This is a genomic window from Streptomyces sp. NPDC102274 (assembly GCF_044766385.1).
Taxonomy (GTDB): domain Bacteria; phylum Actinomycetota; class Actinomycetes; order Streptomycetales; family Streptomycetaceae; genus Streptomyces.
In genome coordinates this window covers 1-20,874 of the sequence record NZ_JBIWLW010000055.1, presented here as the reverse complement: position 1 = coordinate 20,874, position 20,874 = coordinate 1, and the positions used below count along the sequence as shown (strand labels likewise).

Genomic DNA, 20,874 nt, shown 5'->3' with positions numbered 1-20,874 from the left:
GCGGACGGCGTGAGGCGATGGCACGTATCACGGTCGTCGAGGACGACCCGACGATCGGCGGCGGACTCAGCGCGACACTGCGTGTGCTCGGACATGACAGCCACTGGTGTCCCGACGGCGCCACCGCGCTGGCGCACACCGCGCCTGACCCGGCCGATCTGCTCCTGGTCGATCTGGGGCTCCCCGACATCGACGGGTTCGAACTGTGCCGTCTCCTGCGGGTGCGGGCCCCTGACTCCGTCATTGTGGTACTGACCGCGAGAACCGGGGAGATGGACGTCGTCCAGGCCCTGGAGTGCGGAGCCGACGATTATCTGACCAAGCCCATCAGAATCGTGGAACTGCAGGCCCGGGTCACCGCCCATCTGCGCCGCTTCGCTCCCGGCGCCCCCAGTACCTCGGCGCGGATCGGGCTCGGCGCTCTCGTCGTCGACCGGCCCGCCCGGCGCTGTATCGGGCCCCAGGGTGAGATCGCGCTCCGTCCCCGCGAGTTCGACCTGCTGGTACGGCTGGCCGTGCGCCCGGGACAGGCCGTCAGCCGGGAGGACCTGATGAACGACGTCTGGGACGAGAACTGGTTCGGCTCCACCAAGACCCTTGATGTGCATGTGGCCGCGCTGCGTCGCAAGCTCGGCGACCAGCTGCGGATCACGACACTGCGCCAGTTCGGCTACCGCCTCGAAGTCCCCGTGGCCCCTGCGGCCACCTGACGGGGGCCGGACCGTGCGCCACCGTATCCTGAGAGCGACCGTGCTGGCCGTCGTCTGCGCGGTGCTGCTCTTCGCGCTGCCGCTCGCCGTCGCCGTGCTGCGTCTGTACGAGCAGGATGAGCAGAGTGAACTGCGGCAGCTCGGTGAGCGGGTCGCGGTCGGCCTGCCCGTGCCGCTCAGTGGTCCCGGCGCCGGTGATCCGGTGGAACTGCCCCGTACCGAGGCGGGCGTCGATATCGGTGTGTACGGGTCCGACGGGCGGCGCGTGCTCGGTACCGGTCCGAGGACCGGCGACGGTCCGGTACGGACGGCGGCGGCGGGCCGGGCAGCCACCGCCCGGTCGGGCGACGGCCTGGTGGCGGCCGTTCCGGTCGGCGGCTCCGAACACGTCCGCGCGGTGGTACGGGTCATCTCGCCCGCCGCTGATCCGTACCGGCGGGCCGCATTGACCTGGGCCGCGATGGCGGTGCCCGCGGCACTCGCCGTGGGCGTCGGTGTCCTGCTCGCCTTCCGGTCCAGTCGGCGTCTGGCCCGTCCGCTGGAGGTGCTCGCCGTCACGGCCCGCGAGATGGAGCACGGGGAACTCCCTCTCGGCGGCGCACCGGCCTTGGGGCTGCCGGAGGCCGACGCGGTCGCCGACGCCCTCGCCCGCGCCGCCGAGCGCGTCGGCCTACTCCTGCGGCGTGAGCGGGCTTTCAGCGCGGACGCGTCCCATCAGCTCCGCACGGCTCTCACCGGCGTACGCCTGGAATTGGAGACTCCACTGGCACCCGGCGCGCGCACCGACCCGTACACCGCCCTGCGCTCGGCCCTCCAGCAGGTCGAGCGGATGGAGAGGACCCTGACCGATCTGCTGGCTCTGGCCCGTGACATACCGGAGCGGGCGCTGCTCGACCTTGTGCCGCTCCTCGACGGGATCGAACGGCACTGGCACGGTGAACTCGCGGCGGGCGGCCGACGTCTGCGGGTGGTGGTCGACGAGGACCTGCCGGACGCCGTCGGCTCACCGCGGGCCGCCCGGCAGGTCCTCGACGTACTGATCGCCAATGCCCGGACGCATGGTAGCGGGACGGTGACCATCCGCGTCCGGGACAGTGCCGGGGTGCTGGCGGTGGATGTCGAGGACGAGGGCGCTGGGATCCACGAGGGTACGGATCCTTTCGTACGGCGCGGCCATGCGACGGAGGATGGTCATGGCATCGGGCTGGCGCTGGCCCGCTCGCTGGCCGAGGCAGAAGGCGGCAGACTCTTCGTCTCCCGCCCCCGCCCGCACCCCAAGTTCACCTGGCTCGTAGCCCTTCCGTCCCGCCCCGCTCCCGCGCGGCTGCCGTGACGAGGTCTGCCGTTGGCTTCCCGGACTGGTCCGTCACAGCTCCCTCAGCTCGGTGAGCGGCGGCCGGCGGGCATGCCGTACAGCGGCCCATGCCGCCACCGCCAGCGCGGCCACCGTGATCCCCGCCGTCGCGCCCAGATAGGCCCAGGGAACGGCGATCTGTGACGGCGGCGGGTCGAAGACCCCGGAGAGCACCTTCACCAGCATCCGGGACAGGGCCCAGCCGAGCGCCGTGCCCGCGGCCAGGCCCGACACTGCCACCAGCGCCGCCTCGCTCCACACGAACCCCGATAGCTGCCGTCCTCGCGCGCCCAGCACCGACGCCAGGGCCAGGGTGCGCCGCCGTTCCGCCAGTCCGAGCGCCAGTACCAGACCGCCCGCCGCGGCGGCGATCACCAGCGCGAACCCCAGCTCGACCCTGGTGAGTCCGGCGAGATCGACGGCAGTGAGACTGGACCCGATCGCGGTTCGCGACGACGGCAGATCGGTGATGGGCGCGTTCGGTCCGAGCAGCGTCCGTGCCCGCGCCGCGACCGCCCGCTGATGTGTGCCGCCAGTGTCGACCAGCAGCGTACTGGCGGCCCCACTGCCCGTCGTACGGGCGATGTAGGAGGCGTTGGCGACCAGGAAGCTGTCCTTGGGCGCGGTCGGGAATTCCTTCACGACACCGGCGAACTGGAAGGGAATCGTGCGCGGCCGGCCGGTTCGCGCGTCGGTCAGCCGGAGCCGGACCTGGTCACCGGGACGGAGCTGGAAATCGTGCGCCGTCTCCGCGCTCACCAGCAGCCCGTCGGGACGCCCGGCGAGACGCTTCATCAGAGCGCCCGCAGTTCCACCGGAGAAGTAGGCGTCCTGCAGCCGCCCGGCCGACACGATGCTCGCCGGCCGTACGCCGTACAGATCCTGGAGATCGGCGCCGACATACGCGAACCGGTGCTGGAGCGGCTCGATATGACGTACCCCGGGTATTCCGGCGACCTTGGCGATCTCCGCGGGACCGGTGGCCGCGGCCGTGGACGTGGTGACGGTGACATCGGCGCCGTTGGTCAGCACGGCGTCCACCTCGGCCTGTTGCCGGTAGGTGGAGTTGAACACGGCGGTGGACGCGGCGAACGCGCAGGCCAGCGCGAGCAGCACCACGGAGCGCAGGATGGTCCCCCGTTGCCGCGACAGACTGGCCGCGACCGTTCCGGAGAGTGCGCCGGCCGTCGGCCGGAACAGCCTTCGCAGTACAGGTCCGCCCCGGTGCAGCAGTGCGTCGGCCAGCAGCCAGGTCAGCACCGCACCCGCCGCCCACAGCAGGGCGGGGCCCGCGAACGCCCAGTAGTCGACGGACAGGCTCGCGGTGCCCTCAGGGGCCAGGACCAGCGCGTAGTTCGTCGTGCTCGTGGCGCGGAACACCGTCAGTGAACCGGCCGTCAGGAGTACGGCCAGTGCCCACCACGCGGGGCGTGGCACCGGACGGCGCCCGACCACCGTACGGCCGGAGACGACGGTGGCCCGCCGTGCGTCGAACAGCGCGGGCAGCAGTACCGTCGCGCCCGCCACCGTGACACCCGCCGCCGAGGCGACCAGCGCCCACACCGGCGAAGTCCCCGCCGTACCGAACGCCATACGGCTCACCAAGGCGGCGAGCACCAGCCCGCCCGCCGTTCCCGCCACCGCGACGACCGCGGCCTCCACCGCCGCCAGCCCCATGAGCTCGCGCAGGCCGGCTCCCCGCGCCCGCAGCAGCGCCTGTTCCCTGCGCCGGCGGCCCGCGCCGGCCTGGGCGACCGCCCAGGTCAGCGCTGCGGCCAGCAGGGAACCGGGCACGCCGAGGAAGAGGAACAGCAGTTGCGCGTAGAGCGCGTCCGAGCGGGCGGCGTCCAGGACGGAGCCCAGGTTGTCGCCGACCAGACCGGCACCGGCGAGCCGTACCTCCGCGTGACGCGCGCTGCCGCCGGCCTCGGTGTACGCCGCGGCCGGATCCGCGGGCAGGTCGTGGCCGCGCAGGGTGTGGATCTGCGTCCGTACGAGGTCGGGCCGGTCACCCGCGAGTGGGTCGAACACGGTGTGCCAGGTCCGCTCGGGAAGCAGGACGACATTGTCCGGCGGGGCCGAAGGCTGCGACTGCTGCGGCGCTCCGACCTTTTGGAACAGCGAGTCGGCAAGGGGCAGTTCGACCACACCGCCCACCCGGAGCGGCACCGGAGGCAGCCCTGCCCGTTTGACGGTGACGGTGTCGCCGGGGGCCGCGTGCAGATTGGCGGCGGTCTGCTGGGCGAGCAGTACCCCCTGGCCGCTCCCCGCCAGTACCCGGATCTCGCCCGGGAAGACATCGGCGTAACCGGCGGGCAGACCCAGCACGGAACCGGGGCCGGTGCTCTGGAGCGTGCCACCCGTCCGGGCGTCTAGACCCTCGGTGTGCCCGTAGCCCACCGGGAGGGCCTTCCTCGTACCGGCCAGAGCGCGCACGGTGGACAGCACGCCGTCCGGATCGACCCCGTCCGCGACCTGTACCTGCCAGTCCACGGAGACCGAACGGGTCGACTGGGCCGTCATGGTGGCCCGGGTCGTGGAGAGGAAGCCGCCCAGCACGGACAGCAGCGCCACGGCCACCATCACTCCCGAGGCGGTCGCGAGAAGCCGGCCGCCGCGCACCCGCAACAGTCCGGAAAGCCACATCCTGATCATCGCGCCTCTTCTTCCTGATGTTCCCGCGGCTCACGTCCCGTACGGTCCGGCAGCACCAGACGGCCGTCGGCCATGGACCAGCGCGTGGGCAGTGCCTCGGCCACCCGGGTGTCGTGCGTGGTGATCACCACGGCCGCACCAAGCGTCCCGGCAGTGCCCAGCAGCACCGTCATCACCTGCTCGGCGCTGTGGCGGTCGAGTTGTCCCGTCGGCTCGTCCGCCAGGATCAGCCGCGGCCGTCGTGCCAGCACCCGTGCCACCGCGACACGTTGGGCCTGGCCGGCCGAGAGCTCGTCAGGTAGCTTCGCTGCCAACGCCTCCAATCCGAGGCTCTCCAACGCCACAACGGCGCGGCCCTCCGCGTCCGCCTCGTCCGCGCCGTCGATGCGCAGAGGCAGGGCGATGTTCTCCACCGCTGTGAGGGGCAGCAGCAGACTCGGTCCCTGGAAGACAAAGCCGATATGCCGGGCGAGCGGCCCTTCGGGCAGCCCGGGGTGGGTGATCCGCCCGGCCGTGGGCCGGTCCAGACCCGCCATCAGATGCAGCAGCGTCGACTTGCCCGAGCCCGAAGGACCCACGATCGCGATCCCGGCGCCTGCGGTGACCGTGCAGCTCGCGCCGTGCACAGCAACCAATGCGCCGCTGCCCGAGCCATAGGTGCGCGCCGCGTCCGCGCAGACGACCAGCGGTTCTCCGGTCCCGGCCATCACACCCACCGTCCGTCCCGCATCCGCAGTACTCGGTCGGCCACTTCGGCCACCGCCCGCGAATGCGTGACCACCACCATGGCGGTCCCTGTCTCGGCCCGTTCGCGCAGCAGCGCGAGAATCCGTCTCTCCGTCTCCGCGTCGACCTCACCGGTGGGCTCGTCCGCGAGGACCACGGCCGGATCGTTGGCCAGTGCCACGGCCAGACCGGCACGGGCCGCCTCGCCGCCGGAGAGCTGCCTGGGCAGCGCGCCCGCTCGGCCCGCTATGCCCATCGGCTCCAGCAGATCCTGTGGCCCGATGTGGTCCGGGGTACGCGAGAGCCGCCGTACGAGCCGTACATTGCCGGCGACCGTGAGGTGCTCCAGCAGATTGCCCGACTGGAACAGCACACCGATGTGCCGGGCCCGGAGCCGGCCGCGCAATTGTTCCCGCTGGTGGGACAGGGGCAGACCGGCGATATGCACCATGCCGCCGTCAGGTTCGTCCAGACCGGCCAGACAGTTCAGCAGGGTCGTCTTGCCCGATCCTGAAGGGCCCATGACCGCGACGATCTCGCCCTTCGCCACCTCCAGACCGACTCCTTGGAGAGCGAAGGTCTCCTCGTCACCGGCCCGGAAGAACCGGTACAGGGAAAGTGCGCTGAGCGGAGCGGTCGCGGTCATCGTGACCACCGGAAGGAGTCCGTGACGGTGCGCCACGGATCGACGTTGTCGGCGCCGACCGCCCCGGAGAGCGTCAGCACAACCTGTTCGCTCTTCTGCCAGAACACATAACGCTCCACGTCCTGACGGACGGTCTTGCCCGTCACCTGGTCGGCCGCCGAGTCCGCCCGGTACGTGGCCAGTACGGCGCTGCCGCCCTGGCGGCTCACAGTGGAGACCTTGCCCACCATCACATTCGCCTCGGTCCGCTCGACCGCCGGCAGGTCGGCCGAGCGGACGGAGGCGACGGTCGGCGCCTGCGCGGTCTGCGACCGCTCGATCCGGACACTGTTGAACTTGTCGCTGAAGACCGCGGCGGTGCCGGAGCCCTTTCGCGCCCAGCCTTCCGGCACCTTGAGGCGGTAACCGCCGTCGACCGGTGACCAATCCACATACACCTGGTTGTCGGGGATGTCTCCAGCGGGATTCACCTCCGGTGCGGGGGCCGAGGAGGAGGGCCGGGCTCCCGATCCGGAGCTGTGGGAGGAGCACGCCGCTGCTCCGGTCAGGATCACCAGACCGGTCAGCGCGGCGGACAGGGTACGACGCATCGCGACACCTCTGCATGAGGAACGAGCCGGCCGGACGACCGCCTCGCAACCGACGCTAGAAACCCGGCGGCCAGCGCCCGGCCCACAACAGGTGAGCGCGCGGTTAACGCGGCGTCGCCACCAGCGCGCTCTTTCCCGGCGCGGCGCTCCGGCCCGGAGTCCGCCGCGCCGACGCGGCAATCACAGCGGCTCGATGCCGACCGACGGCAGACGGATCACCAGGCAGGCGCCGCCGAGCCCGCCGGCGTCGGGGGACGGCTCCTGATCGGCGTGGACGGAGCCACCGTGGCTGGCGACGATCTTGCCAACGATGGCCAGGCCGAGACCCGAGCCGCCCGCCTCGCGGGAGCGGGCCTCGTCGAGACGGGTGAAGCGTTCGAAGACACGGGTGCGGTCAGCGGGCGGGATACCCGCTCCATCGTCGCTGACAGTCAGTTCGACGGTGCCGTCGCGCTCGGTGAGGACGACCCGTACCTGGTGGGCGGCGTGGCGGAGGGCATTGTCGAGAAGGTTGCGTACGGCACGGCGCAGCGCCCCCGCGTCTCCCCTGACGCGACCGGCCGAGACCCTGCGGGCGTCGATACCGGTCGAGGTCAGCCCGCGCTGCCGACGGACCTCGGCGAGGACCACTTCATCGAGATCGACCACGGCGCGCTGGCTCTGCCGCGCGGGATCCTCGCTACGGGCCAGCGCCAACAGGTCCTCGACGAGGCCGTGCAGCCGCTCGGTGTCCTCCAGCAGCGCGGCGGCCACCAGGGGGTCGCGCTCCGGATCGGGATACTCGGCCAGGACCTCCAACTGGGCACGGATCGCGGTGAGTGGACTGCGCAGTTCGTGCGCGGCGTCGGCGACGAAACGGCCCTGCGCGGCGGAGGCCGAGTCGAGCCTGGCGAGCATGTCGTTGAGGGTGACCGCCAGGGCGTGGACCTCGTCCCGGGAGGCGGGGAGGTCCAGTCGTCGGTGCAGATCGGTCGCGCTGATGTGGGTGGCCTGGCGGCGCAGCGTCTCGACGGGCCGCAGAGTACGTCCGGTCGTGAGCGAGATCGTCCAGGCGACCAGGGCCGTCAGCGCCGGGATGCCGACGGCGAGCGCGGTGACCAGGCTGGAGAGGGTGCGCTCCGCCTGCGCCAGGGACACGGCCACGACGATCGTGGCGGGACGTCCGTCGATATGGACCGGTTGGGCGCGGACCCGGAAGTCACCTCCGTCTCCGATGCGCAAGTTGTGCAGTGTCACGGCACGGCCACCGGTGAGGCTCAGAGGCAGCGGGTGCGGAAAGGCGCTGCGGCTGCCGGGCTGGATCTCGGATTCGGAGCCGGCCAACACATGCCCCGAGGCATCGAGCACCTGGACGATGTCCGCGTCCCCGCCGTTCGAAGGGATAAGGGCGCGCAGTTGACCGTGGGCTACGAGCGAGGAGACGTCGGAAACACGGCGGGCGGCCGTGTCATCCAGATCGTGCCACATGGCGTTCCTCAGGCCGAGCAGCAGACCTAGGCTGGCCAGGATCATCGCCGCGGCGACGATCGAGGTGGCCCAGAGAGTCACCCGGGAACGCAGTGTGAGCCTTCCGGTCGACCGGGGCCACCGGGCGAGAAGCGCACCAACGCGGCGCGGACGCATTCAGCCTCCCCTCCCGTCCAGCCGGTATCCGACGCCGCGCACGGTCTCGATGGCGGCGCGGCCGAAGGGAGTGTCGATCTTGCGTCGCAGATAGCCGACGTAGACCTCGACGATGTTCGGGTCGCCTTCGTACCAGGCGTCCCAGACCTGGGTGAGGAGTTCGGTCTTGCTCATGACCGTGTCGGGGCGGCCCAGCAGGAACTCCAACAGGGCGAACTCGCGCGGAGTGAGTCCGAGGAGGCTGTCACCCCGGCCACAGCGGTGGGCTCCCGGGTCGAGCCACAGGTCACCGGCGGTCAGTACGGCCGGCCGCTGCGGGGCGCTGCGGCGCAGCAGCGCGCGGACCCGGGCCAGCAGTACGACGAAGGAGAAGGGCTTGGTCAGATAGTCGTCGGCGCCCAGGTCGAGCGCGTCGGCCTCGTCGTATTCGCCGTCCTTGGCCGTCAGGATCAGCACAGGGGTCATGACGTCGGCGGCGCGCAGCGCGCGGCAGACGTCATAGCCGTTTCGCCTGGGCAGCATGAGGTCCAGCACGATCACGGCGTACTCGTTGCGCCGCGCGAGGAGCAGCCCCTTCTCGCCGTCCTCGGCCGTATCCACACCGAAGCCCTCGGCGCGCAGCCCTCGCCCGACCGCAGCGGCGATGTGCGGTTCGTCCTCGACCACCAGTACCCGCACCGGAATCTCCTTGTGCGCCGATCATGGGCTCAGCCGTGACACTGATCACCGACTTCGAGTCTAGGGGCTTTGCTCCTGGTCAGCCGCTCTCTCTCAGCGTGCTCTCAGGGTCGTCTCAGCGTTCACTCAGCCGCTCTCAGCTTCCGCACAGCCCCGACTACGCACAGTGGGTGCCGATGTCCCGTGGGGCACCCTGCCTACAGGACGTGACACGCACCGAGGAAGGGCGGCACGGTGGCTCAGACGTCCGTACGGCAGCGGGAGCACGCGAGGGAGCCCTCACACGGTTCCTCACCCGGTCCCTCGAACTGCCGCGCACCGAATCCCGCCGGGCGCTGGGCACTGATCATCGCGGGCAGCTACGCGGCCGGTCTCGTGGCCTCGGTCCTGGGCGTTCCTTCTCCCTACCTCCTCGCGTCTCTGCTGGCGGGTATCGTGCTCGCGCTGTCGGGCGGGGTCCGGGAGCGACTGCCCGGCCCCGTGAACCGGTCCTCCCAGGCGCTGGTCGGCGCGCTCATGGGCAGCCATCTGACCCCCTCCGCCCTGATGTCGGCAGCGCCCGCCGCGCTGCCACTGACAGCTGTCACCGCCGCCACGATCGCGCTGAGTGTGGCGGTCGCGTGGCCCCTCGCACGCAGGGGGAGAATCAGCCGGCCCAGCGCTGTCCTCGGCATGATGCCGGGCGGCTCGGCGGCGAGCGTGGCCAGCGCCGACGAGCTCAAGGCCGACGCACGGCTCGTCGCCTTCATCCAGTACCTGCGCGTGGGGCTCGTCGCGACCACCGCCCCCCTGGTGGCCCACTGGATATCCGGCGCCTCCCCAGCCGGATCCACGGGCGGAGGATCGGGACACCCGGCGGGTCCGGACCTGTTCCATTTCGTCGCGGGGCCGGACCAGGTGACCGGTCTGCTGACACTCGCCGCCGTAGCCGCGGCCGGAGTCTGGGCAGGCCGCCGACTGCGTCTTCCCACGCCTGCGTTGATCGGGCCGATGCTGGCCGGCCTCGTCGCGACCATGAGCGGTGTGGTACCGCCCTTCGCTCCCGCCGGGGCTCTTCAGGACATCGTCTTCGTCCTCGTGGGCCTGGACGTCGGCGTGCGCTTCAGCCGCGAGGCGGTACGACGCGTATGGCGATTGCTGCCGTCGATCCTGGCCGGGATGGCGGCCGTATGCCTCGGCTGCGCCGGTCTGGCCTGGATCTTCGCCAAGGCGACGGGCACACCGGTCATCGACGCCTATCTCGCCACCACCCCCGGAGGCATCAACGCGGTCCTCGCCGCAGCGGTCACCTCCCACGGAAACGTCGCCCTGGTCTCGACGGTGCAGAGCCTGCGACTGCTGGTCGTAGTGCTGATAACGCCGACGATCATCCGCAGGCTGGCATCGCCGCCGACCCGGCGATCAGGGTAGTGGCATTGAAGGTTCACCATCCTGAAGTCGCTGGTCACAGCGCTGGTGCGAGTAGTTGATCGCATGCTCGTGCTGGGCGTCGGCGGTTACCGGAGCTCAAGATCATCTGCCACATCGGCAATCACAGGCAACGCGTCATCGGCCATCAGGCAGATCAAGAAGTAAGGCGTACGGCGCACCGATACAGCGTCACCTTGAGTTCGTCTGGCCTCGACGCGGGGGTAGCACCTCGATCCTGACGAGTTGTGAATCTGTGTCGAGGGACTCCTTGGACGCCGCGACAGTGGTAAACGCAGATCGTCATGGGCACGGTCGAGGTGATGTGCGCGCGGTTGGGCAACAGGGTCACCCTGATCGTGGGCGTACCCGGGAGTTGGTGTAGAGGCATCGGGCAATGCCGTTGGTGGAGTCGTAGATCGCGACGGTCTGAGTGTCTTCCAGTGAATCCGTCGGCGGCATCAGGAAATGTGTCTCGCTCGCCGCGAGCAGTTCGCATCTGATGCGGTCCGCTTTCTGGAGGAATCCTGCGGCTGTCCGCCGCTTCGCCGCTGCGGGCGCGAACGTGCTGACGGCCTCTCGGAGCAAGCCAAGGGAGGACCTGCCGGCCATGTTCATCCCGGCGGACCTCTCGACGGAGCAGGGCGTGGCGGAGCTCGGCCGACAGGTCGTCGATCGCTTGGGCGGGGTGGACGTGCTCGTGAACAACGCGGGCGCGGCGACCGCCCCGGCGCCGACCCTGAGTCGGTCCGACGAGTCCTGGCATGCGGATCTGGAGATGAATCTCCTCAGCGCCGTGCGCCTGGACCGGGCCCTGATGCCGGGGATGGTTGAACGGGGAGCGGGGGTCGTCGTGCACGTCTCGTCGATCGCGAGCCGTCTCCCGCAGCGTAGGGAGGCGTCCTACGCCGCCAAGGCGGCGCTCAACGCCTACAGCCGCGAACAGGCGGCCGAGGTGGGCGAGCACGGGATGCGCGTGGTGTGCGTCCTTCCGGGCTTCGTCGCCATCGAAGGCGCCACTGCCCACCTCCAGCACATCGCCGACCAGCAGGGCGTCAGTCCGGACGAGGTCAAGCAGCAGATCGTGGTCCACCTGAAGGTACCGATGGGCCGCCCCGGCGACCCCAGAGACGTCGCCGAGATGATCGCGTTCCTCGCATCCGGGCGCGCGAAGTGGCTCACGGGAGCGGAGTTCCGCGTCGACGGCGGCATCATCCCGGTGGTCTGAGCAGCAGCCGGCACGGAGAAGAGGACAGCACCGTGAACCTCACTCCGAGTTCCGTGATCATCGACACTGCCGAACTGGAGCCGGAGAGCGCTTTCTGGCACCGGCACAGGCACAGGCATGTTGGGACGATGGGGTGACGGTGACATGAAGCAGTTCGAACCCATGACTCACTGGCCGAGTACTTTCATGCCCTCGCAGACGAGATGCGCAGACACGGGAAGGCCGAGGACGGCATTCTCACCTGGTGAACCCGTACAAACACATCTGTGCCCATCAGGGACTGTCCACAGCCAGCCGGGGTAGCGGCGTACCGGATAACGGCGTACCTGGTAGTCGTGCAGCCCGCATTCCTCCTTCGCGGTCTGGAAACACTCCCTCGACGACATGGAGGCGTAGGGCCGGCGGGTGCCGCCCGAGCGACCTGATGCCGGCCTGCCTACTCCATGGCCGGGGCGCTGGTCGGTGTGGTCACCGTGGCCTTCCTGAAGGAGACCGTGCCCCGGCCCCTGGAGTGTTCCCTGCCCTCCGTCGCCACACCGATTGCCCCCCTGCGTCGACGGGGAGCACGAGGCTGTCGGAATGGCATGACCGCACAAGGAATCAAGCGGCTGTGCGGGGATCAGGTGAACGTCGGGTCGTAGGCGCCGTACCCCCTCCGCTCAGGGTCGAAGGCGAAGCCGAAGTAGTTCTTGTAGAAGGTGAAATGCCTGCTGAAGCGGCTGTTGACGCGCATCAGAGGCCGAGGGGCGCCGTCAGGCTCCGCGTAGGTGCCGATCAGACCGCCGAAGGTCTTCCGCCCGGAGGCGACCGCCAGTACGTGGCTGTAGGAGGCCAGGATCTGTCTACGGAAATAGAGCTTCAGCTCGCCGAAGGTGATCTCCACCTTCCGGTGGTCGGGGAAGGTGGTGCCCAGCATCGCGCTGAGGTTGTCGACGTTTGCCCGGGTGAGGTTGCGGAAGACCAGGACCTTATTGTCGGGCAAGCCCGCGGAGCGGTAATCGGGATGGTGCTCCAGCTTGTGCAGGATCTCGTTGACTTCGTGCTCGAAGGCGCATCCCCAGCTCCAGTTGAAGCCGTCGGGATGGTAGGCCGCCCGGAAGGCGGCGAACTCCGCGGGCCGCATGTTCGCCTCGTGGAAGTCCTTCACACGCGGGTCCTTGTCGTCGGGGTCACGCCGGTTGCCCAGACGGAGGAAGAGGGTTTTGACTCCGGCGGAGTTGAGCCGCTCCGCCTGTTCGTCGTCGAAGCTGTTCACCAGGACCGGGCCGCCGGCGAAGCCGTGGGAGAGGAAGCTCAGCTCCATCAGGGTGCCGGGTGCGCGAACTCCGATCGTCTGTACCGCCGCGTAGACGTCCACAACCGACATCACGCCGTCCTGGCCGTCCTTGAAGGCGTTCCCGTCGTAGTGGGCGCGGGTGACCCGCTCGTAGGAGCGGACCGCGGCGACCGACTCGGTCCGCGTGCCTCCCGGGTAGGTGAACGTCCGGACGACGACTTCCCCGCTGCCCACATCGAAGATCTGGAAGACCAGATCCTCCTTGGCCTTGTTGGCCGCGACATGCTGCCGGACCCGGTTCTCGCAGTACGCCCGGAACGGAAGGCTCTTGGGCGGCTGTTCGTATCCGGCCACCAGGACGAAGTGCTTCATCGGTTCAGGCCTCGACCCACTCGCCGTCGGCGTTCTGCACCCAGCGGGGCAGGTCGTCGTCGGCGCGGAGCCGTACCAGGTTGGTGGGGATCCGTACGGTCCACTGCTCGCCCTGGGGGATCTCGTCGCCGGGGCGGTCGAGACGTTCGGCGATCTCGTCGGCGATCGGCAGGAAGAGGGGACTGGAGACGGTCGGGAGGGGGCCGCCGTTCCACAACTCGCCGAAGTTGATGAAGTGGTCGATGGCGCCTTCGAAACCGAGGCGGGCGGGGACCGCGACCCGGCAGTACCCCGCCTTGAGGAACTGGTTGAACAGCGGGTCGGGGTCGTCGTAGGCGAGACTCTCGTCCCATTGGCTCTTGCGGCCCCAGAAGTACGGATACGCGACCCACGTCAGGTGCTCCCACTCGAAGGCCTGCTCGAAGAAGCGGACGTAGGCGCCCTCCGCCGCAGCCTCGTCGATGTCCATCTGCGGGGCCTTGCCGGTGCGTTCGCGCATCGCGTCGAAGAGGTCGAAATGCTGCTTGGTCAGGATACTGATGCAGTTCCTGCGCAGTTCATGGGCGATCAGCTCCTGGTTGGCCAGTGGGTTGCGGCCCTCGATGGCGACACCGGCCTCCAGGGTGAGCGCGGCGACCTTCTCCTCGTAGTCCGCGAGGCGGGCGCGATAGGCGGTGGTCAGCTTGGCGTGGGTTTCCGCCCGCCACTTCTCCATCGCGCGCTCGGTACGCCGGCACTTGATCTCTACGGCGACCGCCACCTGCGAGAGGCGGAAGCTGTCGACGGCGACGGGGATCGAGCCCTGCTCCTCGTCCAGCATGGTGATCCACACCCAGTTGCTGTCCGGGCCGAACCGGTGGGTCCTGCGGCCCACGGCGACGTCCAAGGAGTGCTGGCCCTCCCAGATGTTGCAGAGGTGGGCGACGGACCCCTGGAACGCCTGGTAGCCCTCGTCGATGGTGACCTGACCGGAGTGGTTGTAGTTGGTCTTGCTGTCGCCGCCGCCTGCCTTGAAGTCGAAGGACTTGGTCAGGTACATCTCGGGCGGCGGCGTGACGTCCGTCGCCTGGTAGAGCTGCACCCAGTAGTGGTAGTTGGTCGCGTCGATCTGGTTGGACTGGAGGGTGAAGGCCGGCGGTTTGTCCACCTGGACGGCCCCCGCGTGGGACGACTGGAGGGTGTGGACAAGGAACGCGGCGGGTTCCGGGATCATGAAGTCGAACATGGTGCGCAGCCCGTAGTTGAACATCTGCGCCCGGTAGACCTTGTTCACCCACTGGTAGACGCCGGAGATGTGCTCGATGCCGGGGTTGTTGTCGAGCGTGTGGGTGTTCTTCTCGGTGACCTCGGTGGTGATCCGCAGGGTGGTGCGCTGCAGCACCCGCTCGGAGATCTTGCTGGCGCTGCGCTGGGTGACGTCCTGGGAGAAGGTGGACGCCGACTTGGTCGCCTCCTCCTTCGACCGGGAAACGGAGCCTTCGGCGGAGGCCGAGAACTCCACCGTGGGGCCGTACTTGCCGCTGATCGTGAGTCCGGCCTTCAGCGCCGCGTCCTCCTTGATGACGGCGCTCGCCTCCCGGCTCATCTCGAAGCGGTCGGTCGACTCCAGCTCGCGTTCCTCGGAGGTGATCGTCTCCGTTTCGGTCACGGTGGTCTGTTCGGTCTCCTCCCGCCGGGTGTGCTCGCGTAGTTTGGTCTCGCCCTTGAGGACGTTCTCGATGTGGGCGATGTCGGCGCCCTCGTAGCCGACAAGCTGCTGGCGGACCACGAGGAGGTCGGCGACGCCGGACGGCTTCACGCTGCCCCGGGTGGTCGGGATACGGCCCGCCTCCAGCGGGATCTCCTCGATCGGGTCCAGGTCCCCGATGGTGATCGCGTTCCAGACGGACGGCAGCGGTGTGGAGGTGGTGACCAGCGTGTCGCCGATCCGCCGCACACTGCGCTTGACGGGCTTGCCGAACAGTTTCTCCAGCTCCGCGGCTGTCCGGTCGACCTCGCTCTGGAGTAGGGCGACGATCCGGTCCAGCGGCTGGGCCGACACGATGATGCCGCGTGCCGTCAGCAGGGCGCGGGTGGCCTCCGACAACTGCCGCACCGCGTCCGGCCCGAGCCGGAAACCCAGTTCGTTCAGGATCGCCGGGACGAAACCGGGGCTGCCGGCGAGCAGGTCCGGCCTGGCCCCGAAGACCTGCCCGGCGAGTTCCGCGGCGCCGGCCACGGGGATCTCCGGCGTGGGCGTGGGTTCCTCGGCCGCGGCGTCGGCGGCGGTGCCGCCGCCAGTGCCTCCACCTGTTCCAGTGCCTCCACCTGTTCCGGTACCTCCGGCCAGGGCCCGCAGGTTGGCCTCCGAGAGGCGGCTGTGGAAGCTGATCTGCCGGGCCAGTTCGGCATGCGGGGTGTACTCGGCGGGCGGCAGCACCTGCTCGGACCCGTTCTGCGAGGAGATGCTGAAGTGCTCGCCGCCCAGACCGGTGAGTTCGCCGATCGCCGTACGCAACTGCTGGTAGAGGCCAAGCAGTTGTTCGGCACGCTCACGCCGCACCCTGGCCGCCTCGGCCTCCTTCTCCCGCTGCTCGCGCTCGGCCTCGATGGTGGATGTCACGGGTTCGAGACCCGTCTCGTACGGCAGCCGCAGGGGGCGCCGGCGGGCGCGCCGCAACTCCTTCGCGCCGGAGGGGAAAGCAGTGTGTGTCACCACGCGGGCGACGATCTCCAGGTGGCGCAGCTGGCGGACAAGTTCCTCCAGGGCCCAGGTGTGTTCGGCGGGCAAGTATTTGATGGCCAGCACGCTGTCCCGGAGCCGGGCGACGGCGGCCTTGTACCCGGCGCTCTGCACGACGTCCGCCGGTATGGCGCCGAACGCGTCCCGGACGGCGGCGATCACCGTGTCCCGCAGTGAGGGCGGGAAGGGCGGGGCGCCGCCCGCGCGGGCGGCGGGTGCTGTTCCGGTTGCCCCCTCGGCTGTCGCCCCGGCTGTCTCTCCGGTGGCCCCTCCGGCTGTTTCTCCCGCCGTCGCTCCCGCCCTCGTTCCGGCCGTCGCTCCGGCTGCTGTTCGTGCTGAGGCCGGCGCTGGCAGCCGATCCAGCGCGGCCACGAACTTGGCCGTCTCCCTGGCCAGCGGAGTCTGCTCGGGTCTGGAGATGAACAGCGGGCCCGCGACGTACCCGCCCACTACCCGCCGCAGTTCGGTCCGGGGGTCAGTCGTGCTCGAAGCGGCGGCCAACGCCTGCTGGAAGTCCGTCTGTTGGGCCAGTTCGACGCTCGGGTTGTCGGGGTCCTGCGCGATCGCGGGCCGCAGCAGGGCGAGGCGGAAGAGCGGCTCCATGGTGAGACTCCTGTGGGGGGTGACGAGTACGGTCGGCGTCCCGATTCCGCGCCTCCCGCTCCCCTCACTATGGGGCGAACTGCCTTGGCCGGAGCCGAAGTTCACTCTCATGAGTGTTTCTCAGCACGAAGAGAAGCGTTTCGCTTTGCAGGTCCCCATCAATCTGCTCCTCGCCGTCGTCGCCACTCACGATCAGTGCCCGCTTCCCGCCCGCTGCAAGCGTGTCGATCAGCCGGGACACCGTCGGATCGGATGCCACCGGCCCGAACACCGCCGGCTCAGCCCGCAGCAGACCGACGTCTGCCAGGCAGTCTCCGCCCAACGAGACCGCGAGCGCCACATCCAGCAGGACCTTGCCCGGATCATGCACCGCCCGCGGCTGGCGCCACGGCGCCAACGCCGCCGATACCGCCGTGTCCAGGCCGGTCTTGCGGATCGTCTCCACCAGCAGCACACCGCCAGCCTGGGAGACCACCCCGCGACCACCGCCTTCGGTACGGACACGCGGGTAGGACCCGATACGCTTCTTCACCTGGAGAGTCCTTCTTTCATGCGACGACCCGGACCCTAGACACGTCTCATCGTTGCAGGTCAGGAACACTTTTCGTGTTTCTAATCACCCATCGGACGCCCTGCCACGGTCGGGTAGCGGGGACACATTGCTGCGTCCCCGCCCCCTCAGAACCGTGCTTGCGCCTCCCAGCGCACACGGCTCAAGCGGGCCTGTGGCCGCTCGGTACGGTGTCAGCCTTCCGGTCACCGAAGTGTAATTGCCGGTGACACAGCGTGTGTACGACTTCCAGATTGTCGAGGTGGTCGCTTCCACCCCGGCTGCGGTATTGCAGGTAGTGCACATGAATGCCCCGGTAAGAGGCCGTGAACCACCGGGCCCAGTCGTTGACGTCATCAGGGTCATACCCCGCGCCTTCGATCAGGTCCTGCCCGCATCTGGGGCACAGTCCCTTCTGCCGGGCTGCCAGCAGAAGAATCCGTTTGGATTCCACGCCAGGCATCCGCTTTCGGGCTCGATTCCTCCAGTAGCTGTCCAGTTCCGCGTCGTCCCGCGAGGATTCTCCCTTGACCATCACGTGCCGAACGATTCCGGTCCAGGCGAACTTAGGCAAGTGTCCGGCTTCGGAGCCGAAGACCCACCTGTCCTCCCGGCCTTTGTCGAACTTCCCCCAGTACCGTTCCCGGAGCCAGCGGGACGTCTTCTGCCGGTTGCAGTAGATCGCCCATCTTCTCAAGGCGTGGTGCGTGAAGTCATCCAGCTTCCTGGAGGTTTCCTTCGAGACAACGTACCGGTAGTAGATGGACCATCCTCGGACAAGGGGTCCGAGGGCACCAGCCAAGCGTTCGGCGGGTGCGCCGCGGTGCTGTCGGATGACTGTCCTGATCTTCTTCTTGACCCGTTGCACTGCATCCTTGCTCGGCTTGATGATCAGCTTCTGGTCGTAGCGCCGGACGTTGAATCCGAGGAAGTCAAATCCGTCAGCGAGGTGGACAACACGCGTCTTCTCCTCGTTGAAGGAAAGCCCTCTCGGCTGGAGCCAGACAGCCAACTTCGTTTGCAGATCACGTGCTTCCGACTCCGAGGTGCACAGCACTACGAAGTCATCGGCGTACAGAACAAGAGCGGGGGGAACATGCCTTGTCCCTTTGGCGGGAACGTTTGCATTGATCGCGCCCCCATCCCGTGCAGGGCCACGTTGAGCAACAGTGGACTGATGACTCCGCCGTGCGGCGTGCCTTCGGTCGTGTGCGCGTAGGTGCCCTGCTCCATGACCCCGGCACCAGCCACCCTCTGATCTGCCGCCGGCCCGGGAACAAGCCGATGGAGTCCATGAGGTGGCTGTGGCTGATGCGGTCGAAGTCCGCTGACAGGTCCGCGTCGAGAACCCACAGCCGTTTTGCGGTCTTCTGGCACGCTATCTGGAAGATAGCCCCGATCGCGTCAGCGCATCCGCGTCCTGGACGGAACCCGTAGGTCCGCCCGTCGAACCGCGCTTCCCATTCCGGCTCCAGGGCGTTCTTCACCCTCGCCTGGTTCACGCGGTCACGAATGACAGGGATACCCAGCGGCCGGGTCTTCCCATTCGCCTTCGGGATGTACACACGCTTAACGGGCTTTGCCGGGATGTCCGGATCAGCGAGTGTCTTCCTCGCCAGGACGCCCCGGTCCTTTGGGGTCAACGCAACGACCCCGTCGATACCCGCCGTTTTCTTCCCGGTGCTCTGCTGTGTCACCCGGCGAACACTTGTCAAGGCGTTGGCCCTGGATCGCAGCATGAGCTTTTGCAGGTTGCGCACCTGCTTTATGTCGCCATTCCGTGCAGCCCTGTAGATCCGCTGGCGCAGCCGCTTTACGGACGCTCCTCCGAGCGCCAATCGATGCTGGCCCAGAATTCTGCGTCGCCCTCGGGTCCGTTCATCGGGAGGGCACACTGCGGCTCCAAAGAGATTGCCGCCCCTCCTTCTGTCTGACTTGTGCCTCGGTGCAAGGTTTTGCCCGTTGGCTCCACATGGCCTACCTGTCCCACGTCAGCGCTCTTTCGAGCCCGGCCACAAGGCCGGTATCCGCCGAGTTATATCCGGAGGGGGAGAGTCCCCAGGGTCCGGGCTTTCCTCTGGGCTTTCGCCCCAGCGGCATTCGCTTCTTGAGACATCCTGTTCCCGCACCGGATTTCTGCCCTCGTTGCCTCCGGCTTACCGGCTGACCAGCCGGACCCGTACGGGGTTCCCGTGTTCCACTGCCAACAGTTGTGTCCGGACAGGGCGCCCTCTCTAAGCCGACTCCCACGGTGACCTACGCTGGAAACCAGGTTCCCTTGAGCCTCTTTCAATACAGCTCACGTCGTGTCGCACTTCTCAATGCCAGGAGTTCCCACCGCCGCCTGCTTTGCCATGGACGCGGCGTTCCTCATGTCGGCCCGTAGGGACAAGGATTCGCTCTCGCTCGCCCGCTCGGACTTCCCCTTCGCTTGTGGCGTGATGATGGCCCATCGTGCCCTTGAGCTTGACCACCTCGGCTCAGCACCTCCGCGTCACCGCAGACGCACCCGAGGCTGGGGACCGGCCATCGGTCACAGGCCGGAGTAGTCGACTCCTCTCCTTGCAACTACCTCTGCATGACAGCGACTTCACGTCGCACTGAAAGCCCGAGGCTAGCTTTGCCCCAACCCGGGGCTCCGCCTGCCTCCAGCTTCAACCGGTAACTGCGATGACCAGCGGCGGGTTCTCCCTCCCCCTCGATTCCTCAGCGCCTCGTGGCGCACACCTGGTGTCGTTCACGATCAGCACGCCCTCCTGCAGGTCATCGCGGACCTTGTCCGGGTCCCAGCGGCACGACCCGAGCAGCCGCTGCAGCCCGTCCGGGGTCTTGTGACCGACGTACTCGGCCAGCTGCCAGCCGTTTTTGCGCCCGACAGGGCCCAGCAGCCCACGGACGTAGTCACGCATCCGCCGCCTCGGCTCGACCCTGGCGAATCGCTCACCCACTCGCAGCAGCAATGACTCCAACTCCGCCGCCCACACATCCGCTTCGACATCCATCTCCATGCCAACTTCAACGCGCCCCGATCAGGAGAGTCACGAACCGCGATCCACCTGACGAACCGCCAGCCCGCTATCCTCCAGACAGGCGCCCTGACCAGCACAAATGGAGAAGCGCTGCTGCAGTATTAGGACACGGTGGTCGTTCCACCGGGTGGTGAACTCGGGTGAGTGCAGGGTGAGTTCACCGACGAGGTCGGCGAGCTGCCGGTCACGGGAGTAGCGGCGGGCACGGCGCAGGCCCGGCACGCGCCGCCCACGGGTGTCACCGGTCATCCCGGCCTGGCCCGGGGTGACCCCGGCGCGCCGACTGCGCAGGAATTCGGCGATCTCGCGGCATCGGTCCAAGAGCCCAGTGTGAGCAGTCGGTGAGCGAAGCGAGCCGCTGTGGTGGTCTTGACGGTACCCGACTTCGCAGGGCCTGCTACCGGGCTGCCGGAAGGCCGGTGTGGTGGTGTCCTGGAAGGGGAGAGGACAGCCCCTGGCCGCTGTCCCCGGGCTCCCGGTTCTCCGGCCTTCCGGTCCTCCGGCCTGGCTATTTCGTTCGCTCCTGTTCGTTCCTGTTCACTCCCGAAAGGTGCGCTCCATGTCCACCGAAACTACGTCCACGGAACGCTCTGCCCAGCCCCTGAACGGTCGTGTCGCGGTCATCACCGGCGCCTCCAGCGGCATCGGCGAGGCCTCCGCCGAGCACCTGGCCTCCCTGGGCGCCACCGTCGCGGTTCTGGCACG

The 20,874-nt window shown here is 68.8% G+C and carries 17 protein-coding genes and 1 pseudogene; 5 read left to right on the top strand and 13 right to left on the bottom strand.

The window, feature by feature from the left end:
- The first annotated feature begins 17 nt into the window (after positions 1 to 17).
- Positions 18 to 710, top strand: a complete 693-nt coding sequence (locus tag ACIRQP_RS38930) for a response regulator transcription factor (RefSeq protein WP_403899598.1) — start codon at positions 18 to 20, stop codon at positions 708 to 710.
- A gap of 13 nt (positions 711 to 723) precedes the next feature.
- Positions 724 to 2,043, top strand: a complete 1,320-nt coding sequence (locus ACIRQP_RS38925) for a sensor histidine kinase (protein ID WP_403899595.1) — start codon at positions 724 to 726, stop codon at positions 2,041 to 2,043.
- 33 nt (positions 2,044 to 2,076) lie between these two features.
- Here ACIRQP_RS38925 and ACIRQP_RS38920 read toward each other — a convergent pair whose 3' ends face one another.
- From ACIRQP_RS38920 to ACIRQP_RS38895, 6 genes are all read right to left on the bottom strand, one after another.
- A complete protein-coding gene (locus ACIRQP_RS38920) occupies positions 2,077 to 4,719 on the bottom strand; it encodes an FtsX-like permease family protein (RefSeq protein WP_403899593.1) in 2,643 nt (880 codons plus the stop codon).
- Positions 4,716 to 5,426 (bottom strand): ABC transporter ATP-binding protein, encoded by a 711-nt coding sequence (locus ACIRQP_RS38915; RefSeq protein WP_403899590.1) that lies wholly within the window; start codon positions 5,424 to 5,426, stop codon positions 4,716 to 4,718. Before ACIRQP_RS38915 ends, ACIRQP_RS38920 begins: the two co-directional genes overlap by 4 nt.
- Complete coding sequence (locus ACIRQP_RS38910) at positions 5,426 to 6,091, bottom strand: ABC transporter ATP-binding protein (protein ID WP_403899587.1); 666 nt, start codon at positions 6,089 to 6,091, stop codon at positions 5,426 to 5,428. Before ACIRQP_RS38910 ends, ACIRQP_RS38915 begins: the two co-directional genes overlap by 1 nt.
- Complete coding sequence (locus tag ACIRQP_RS38905; RefSeq protein ID WP_403899584.1) at positions 6,088 to 6,681, bottom strand: hypothetical protein; 594 nt, start codon at positions 6,679 to 6,681, stop codon at positions 6,088 to 6,090. The genes ACIRQP_RS38910 and ACIRQP_RS38905 overlap by 4 nt, the downstream gene beginning before the upstream one ends.
- A 180-nt stretch (positions 6,682 to 6,861) precedes the next feature.
- Positions 6,862 to 8,229 carry a sensor histidine kinase gene (locus ACIRQP_RS38900; protein ID WP_403899581.1) on the bottom strand — a complete coding sequence of 456 codons (1,368 nt, stop codon included), beginning with the start codon at positions 8,227 to 8,229 and terminating at the stop codon, positions 6,862 to 6,864.
- 75 nt (positions 8,230 to 8,304) lie between these two features.
- Positions 8,305 to 8,982 (bottom strand): response regulator transcription factor, encoded by a 678-nt coding sequence (locus ACIRQP_RS38895; RefSeq protein WP_403899578.1) that lies wholly within the window; start codon positions 8,980 to 8,982, stop codon positions 8,305 to 8,307.
- 234 nt (positions 8,983 to 9,216) lie between these two features.
- Between ACIRQP_RS38895 and ACIRQP_RS38890 the strand changes: the two genes are divergently transcribed.
- Both ACIRQP_RS38890 and ACIRQP_RS38885 read left to right on the top strand, forming a co-directional pair.
- Positions 9,217 to 10,392: an AbrB family transcriptional regulator gene (locus ACIRQP_RS38890; protein ID WP_403899575.1), complete on the top strand. Its 1,176-nt coding sequence runs from the start codon at positions 9,217 to 9,219 to the stop codon at positions 10,390 to 10,392.
- A gap of 499 nt (positions 10,393 to 10,891) precedes the next feature.
- Entirely contained in the window at positions 10,892 to 11,617 is a 726-nt protein-coding gene (locus ACIRQP_RS38885) for an oxidoreductase (protein WP_403899624.1), read from the top strand.
- A 619-nt stretch (positions 11,618 to 12,236) separates the two neighbouring features.
- On the opposite strand, the gene ACIRQP_RS38880 is transcribed toward ACIRQP_RS38885, so the two are convergent.
- The 7 genes and pseudogenes from ACIRQP_RS38880 to ACIRQP_RS38850 all read right to left on the bottom strand — a co-directional run bounded on the left by ACIRQP_RS38880 (position 12,237) and on the right by ACIRQP_RS38850 (position 20,490).
- On the bottom strand, positions 12,237 to 13,265 hold the full coding sequence (locus tag ACIRQP_RS38880; RefSeq protein ID WP_403899572.1) for a hypothetical protein: 1,029 nt from the start codon (positions 13,263 to 13,265) through the stop codon (positions 12,237 to 12,239).
- A gap of 4 nt (positions 13,266 to 13,269) precedes the next feature.
- The gene (locus tag ACIRQP_RS38875) at positions 13,270 to 16,590 is read right to left on the bottom strand and encodes a hypothetical protein (RefSeq protein WP_403899569.1); all 3,321 of its coding nucleotides are present in this window, start codon (positions 16,588 to 16,590) and stop codon (positions 13,270 to 13,272) included.
- A 193-nt stretch (positions 16,591 to 16,783) separates the two neighbouring features.
- Positions 16,784 to 17,122, bottom strand: a pseudogene (locus ACIRQP_RS38870) (transposase); the annotation flags it as partial.
- A 181-nt stretch (positions 17,123 to 17,303) separates the two neighbouring features.
- Positions 17,304 to 18,197 (bottom strand): group II intron reverse transcriptase, encoded by an 894-nt coding sequence (locus ACIRQP_RS38865; RefSeq protein WP_403899567.1) that lies wholly within the window; start codon positions 18,195 to 18,197, stop codon positions 17,304 to 17,306.
- A gap of 7 nt (positions 18,198 to 18,204) precedes the next feature.
- Positions 18,205 to 18,900: a reverse transcriptase N-terminal domain-containing protein gene (locus ACIRQP_RS38860; RefSeq protein WP_403899564.1), complete on the bottom strand. Its 696-nt coding sequence runs from the start codon at positions 18,898 to 18,900 to the stop codon at positions 18,205 to 18,207.
- An 894-nt stretch (positions 18,901 to 19,794) separates the two neighbouring features.
- Entirely contained in the window at positions 19,795 to 20,142 is a 348-nt protein-coding gene (locus tag ACIRQP_RS38855; RefSeq protein WP_403899561.1) for a transposase, read from the bottom strand.
- Between the two features lie 36 nt (positions 20,143 to 20,178).
- Positions 20,179 to 20,490: a hypothetical protein gene (locus ACIRQP_RS38850; RefSeq protein WP_403899558.1), complete on the bottom strand. Its 312-nt coding sequence runs from the start codon at positions 20,488 to 20,490 to the stop codon at positions 20,179 to 20,181.
- A gap of 238 nt (positions 20,491 to 20,728) precedes the next feature.
- Here ACIRQP_RS38850 and ACIRQP_RS38845 point away from each other — a divergent pair.
- The coding region (locus ACIRQP_RS38845) for an SDR family NAD(P)-dependent oxidoreductase (protein ID WP_403899621.1) at positions 20,729 to 20,874 on the top strand (146 nt) is incomplete at its 3' end.

Coding starts and splice junctions, on each gene's coding strand:
- ACIRQP_RS38930 (WP_403899598.1), top strand. CDS start 18: ATGGCACGTATCACGGTCGTCGAGGACGACCCGACGATCGGCGGCGGA.
- ACIRQP_RS38920 (WP_403899593.1), bottom strand. CDS start 4,719: ATGATCAGGATGTGGCTTTCCGGACTGTTGCGGGTGCGCGGCGGCCGG.
- ACIRQP_RS38915 (WP_403899590.1), bottom strand. CDS start 5,426: ATGGCCGGGACCGGAGAACCGCTGGTCGTCTGCGCGGACGCGGCGCGC.
- ACIRQP_RS38910 (WP_403899587.1), bottom strand. CDS start 6,091: ATGACCGCGACCGCTCCGCTCAGCGCACTTTCCCTGTACCGGTTCTTC.
- ACIRQP_RS38905 (WP_403899584.1), bottom strand. CDS start 6,681: ATGCGTCGTACCCTGTCCGCCGCGCTGACCGGTCTGGTGATCCTGACC.
- ACIRQP_RS38885 (WP_403899624.1), top strand. CDS start 10,892: ATGCGGTCCGCTTTCTGGAGGAATCCTGCGGCTGTCCGCCGCTTCGCC.
- ACIRQP_RS38880 (WP_403899572.1), bottom strand. CDS start 13,265: ATGAAGCACTTCGTCCTGGTGGCCGGATACGAACAGCCGCCCAAGAGC.
- ACIRQP_RS38875 (WP_403899569.1), bottom strand. CDS start 16,590: ATGGAGCCGCTCTTCCGCCTCGCCCTGCTGCGGCCCGCGATCGCGCAG.
- ACIRQP_RS38855 (WP_403899561.1), bottom strand. CDS start 20,142: ATGGATGTCGAAGCGGATGTGTGGGCGGCGGAGTTGGAGTCATTGCTG.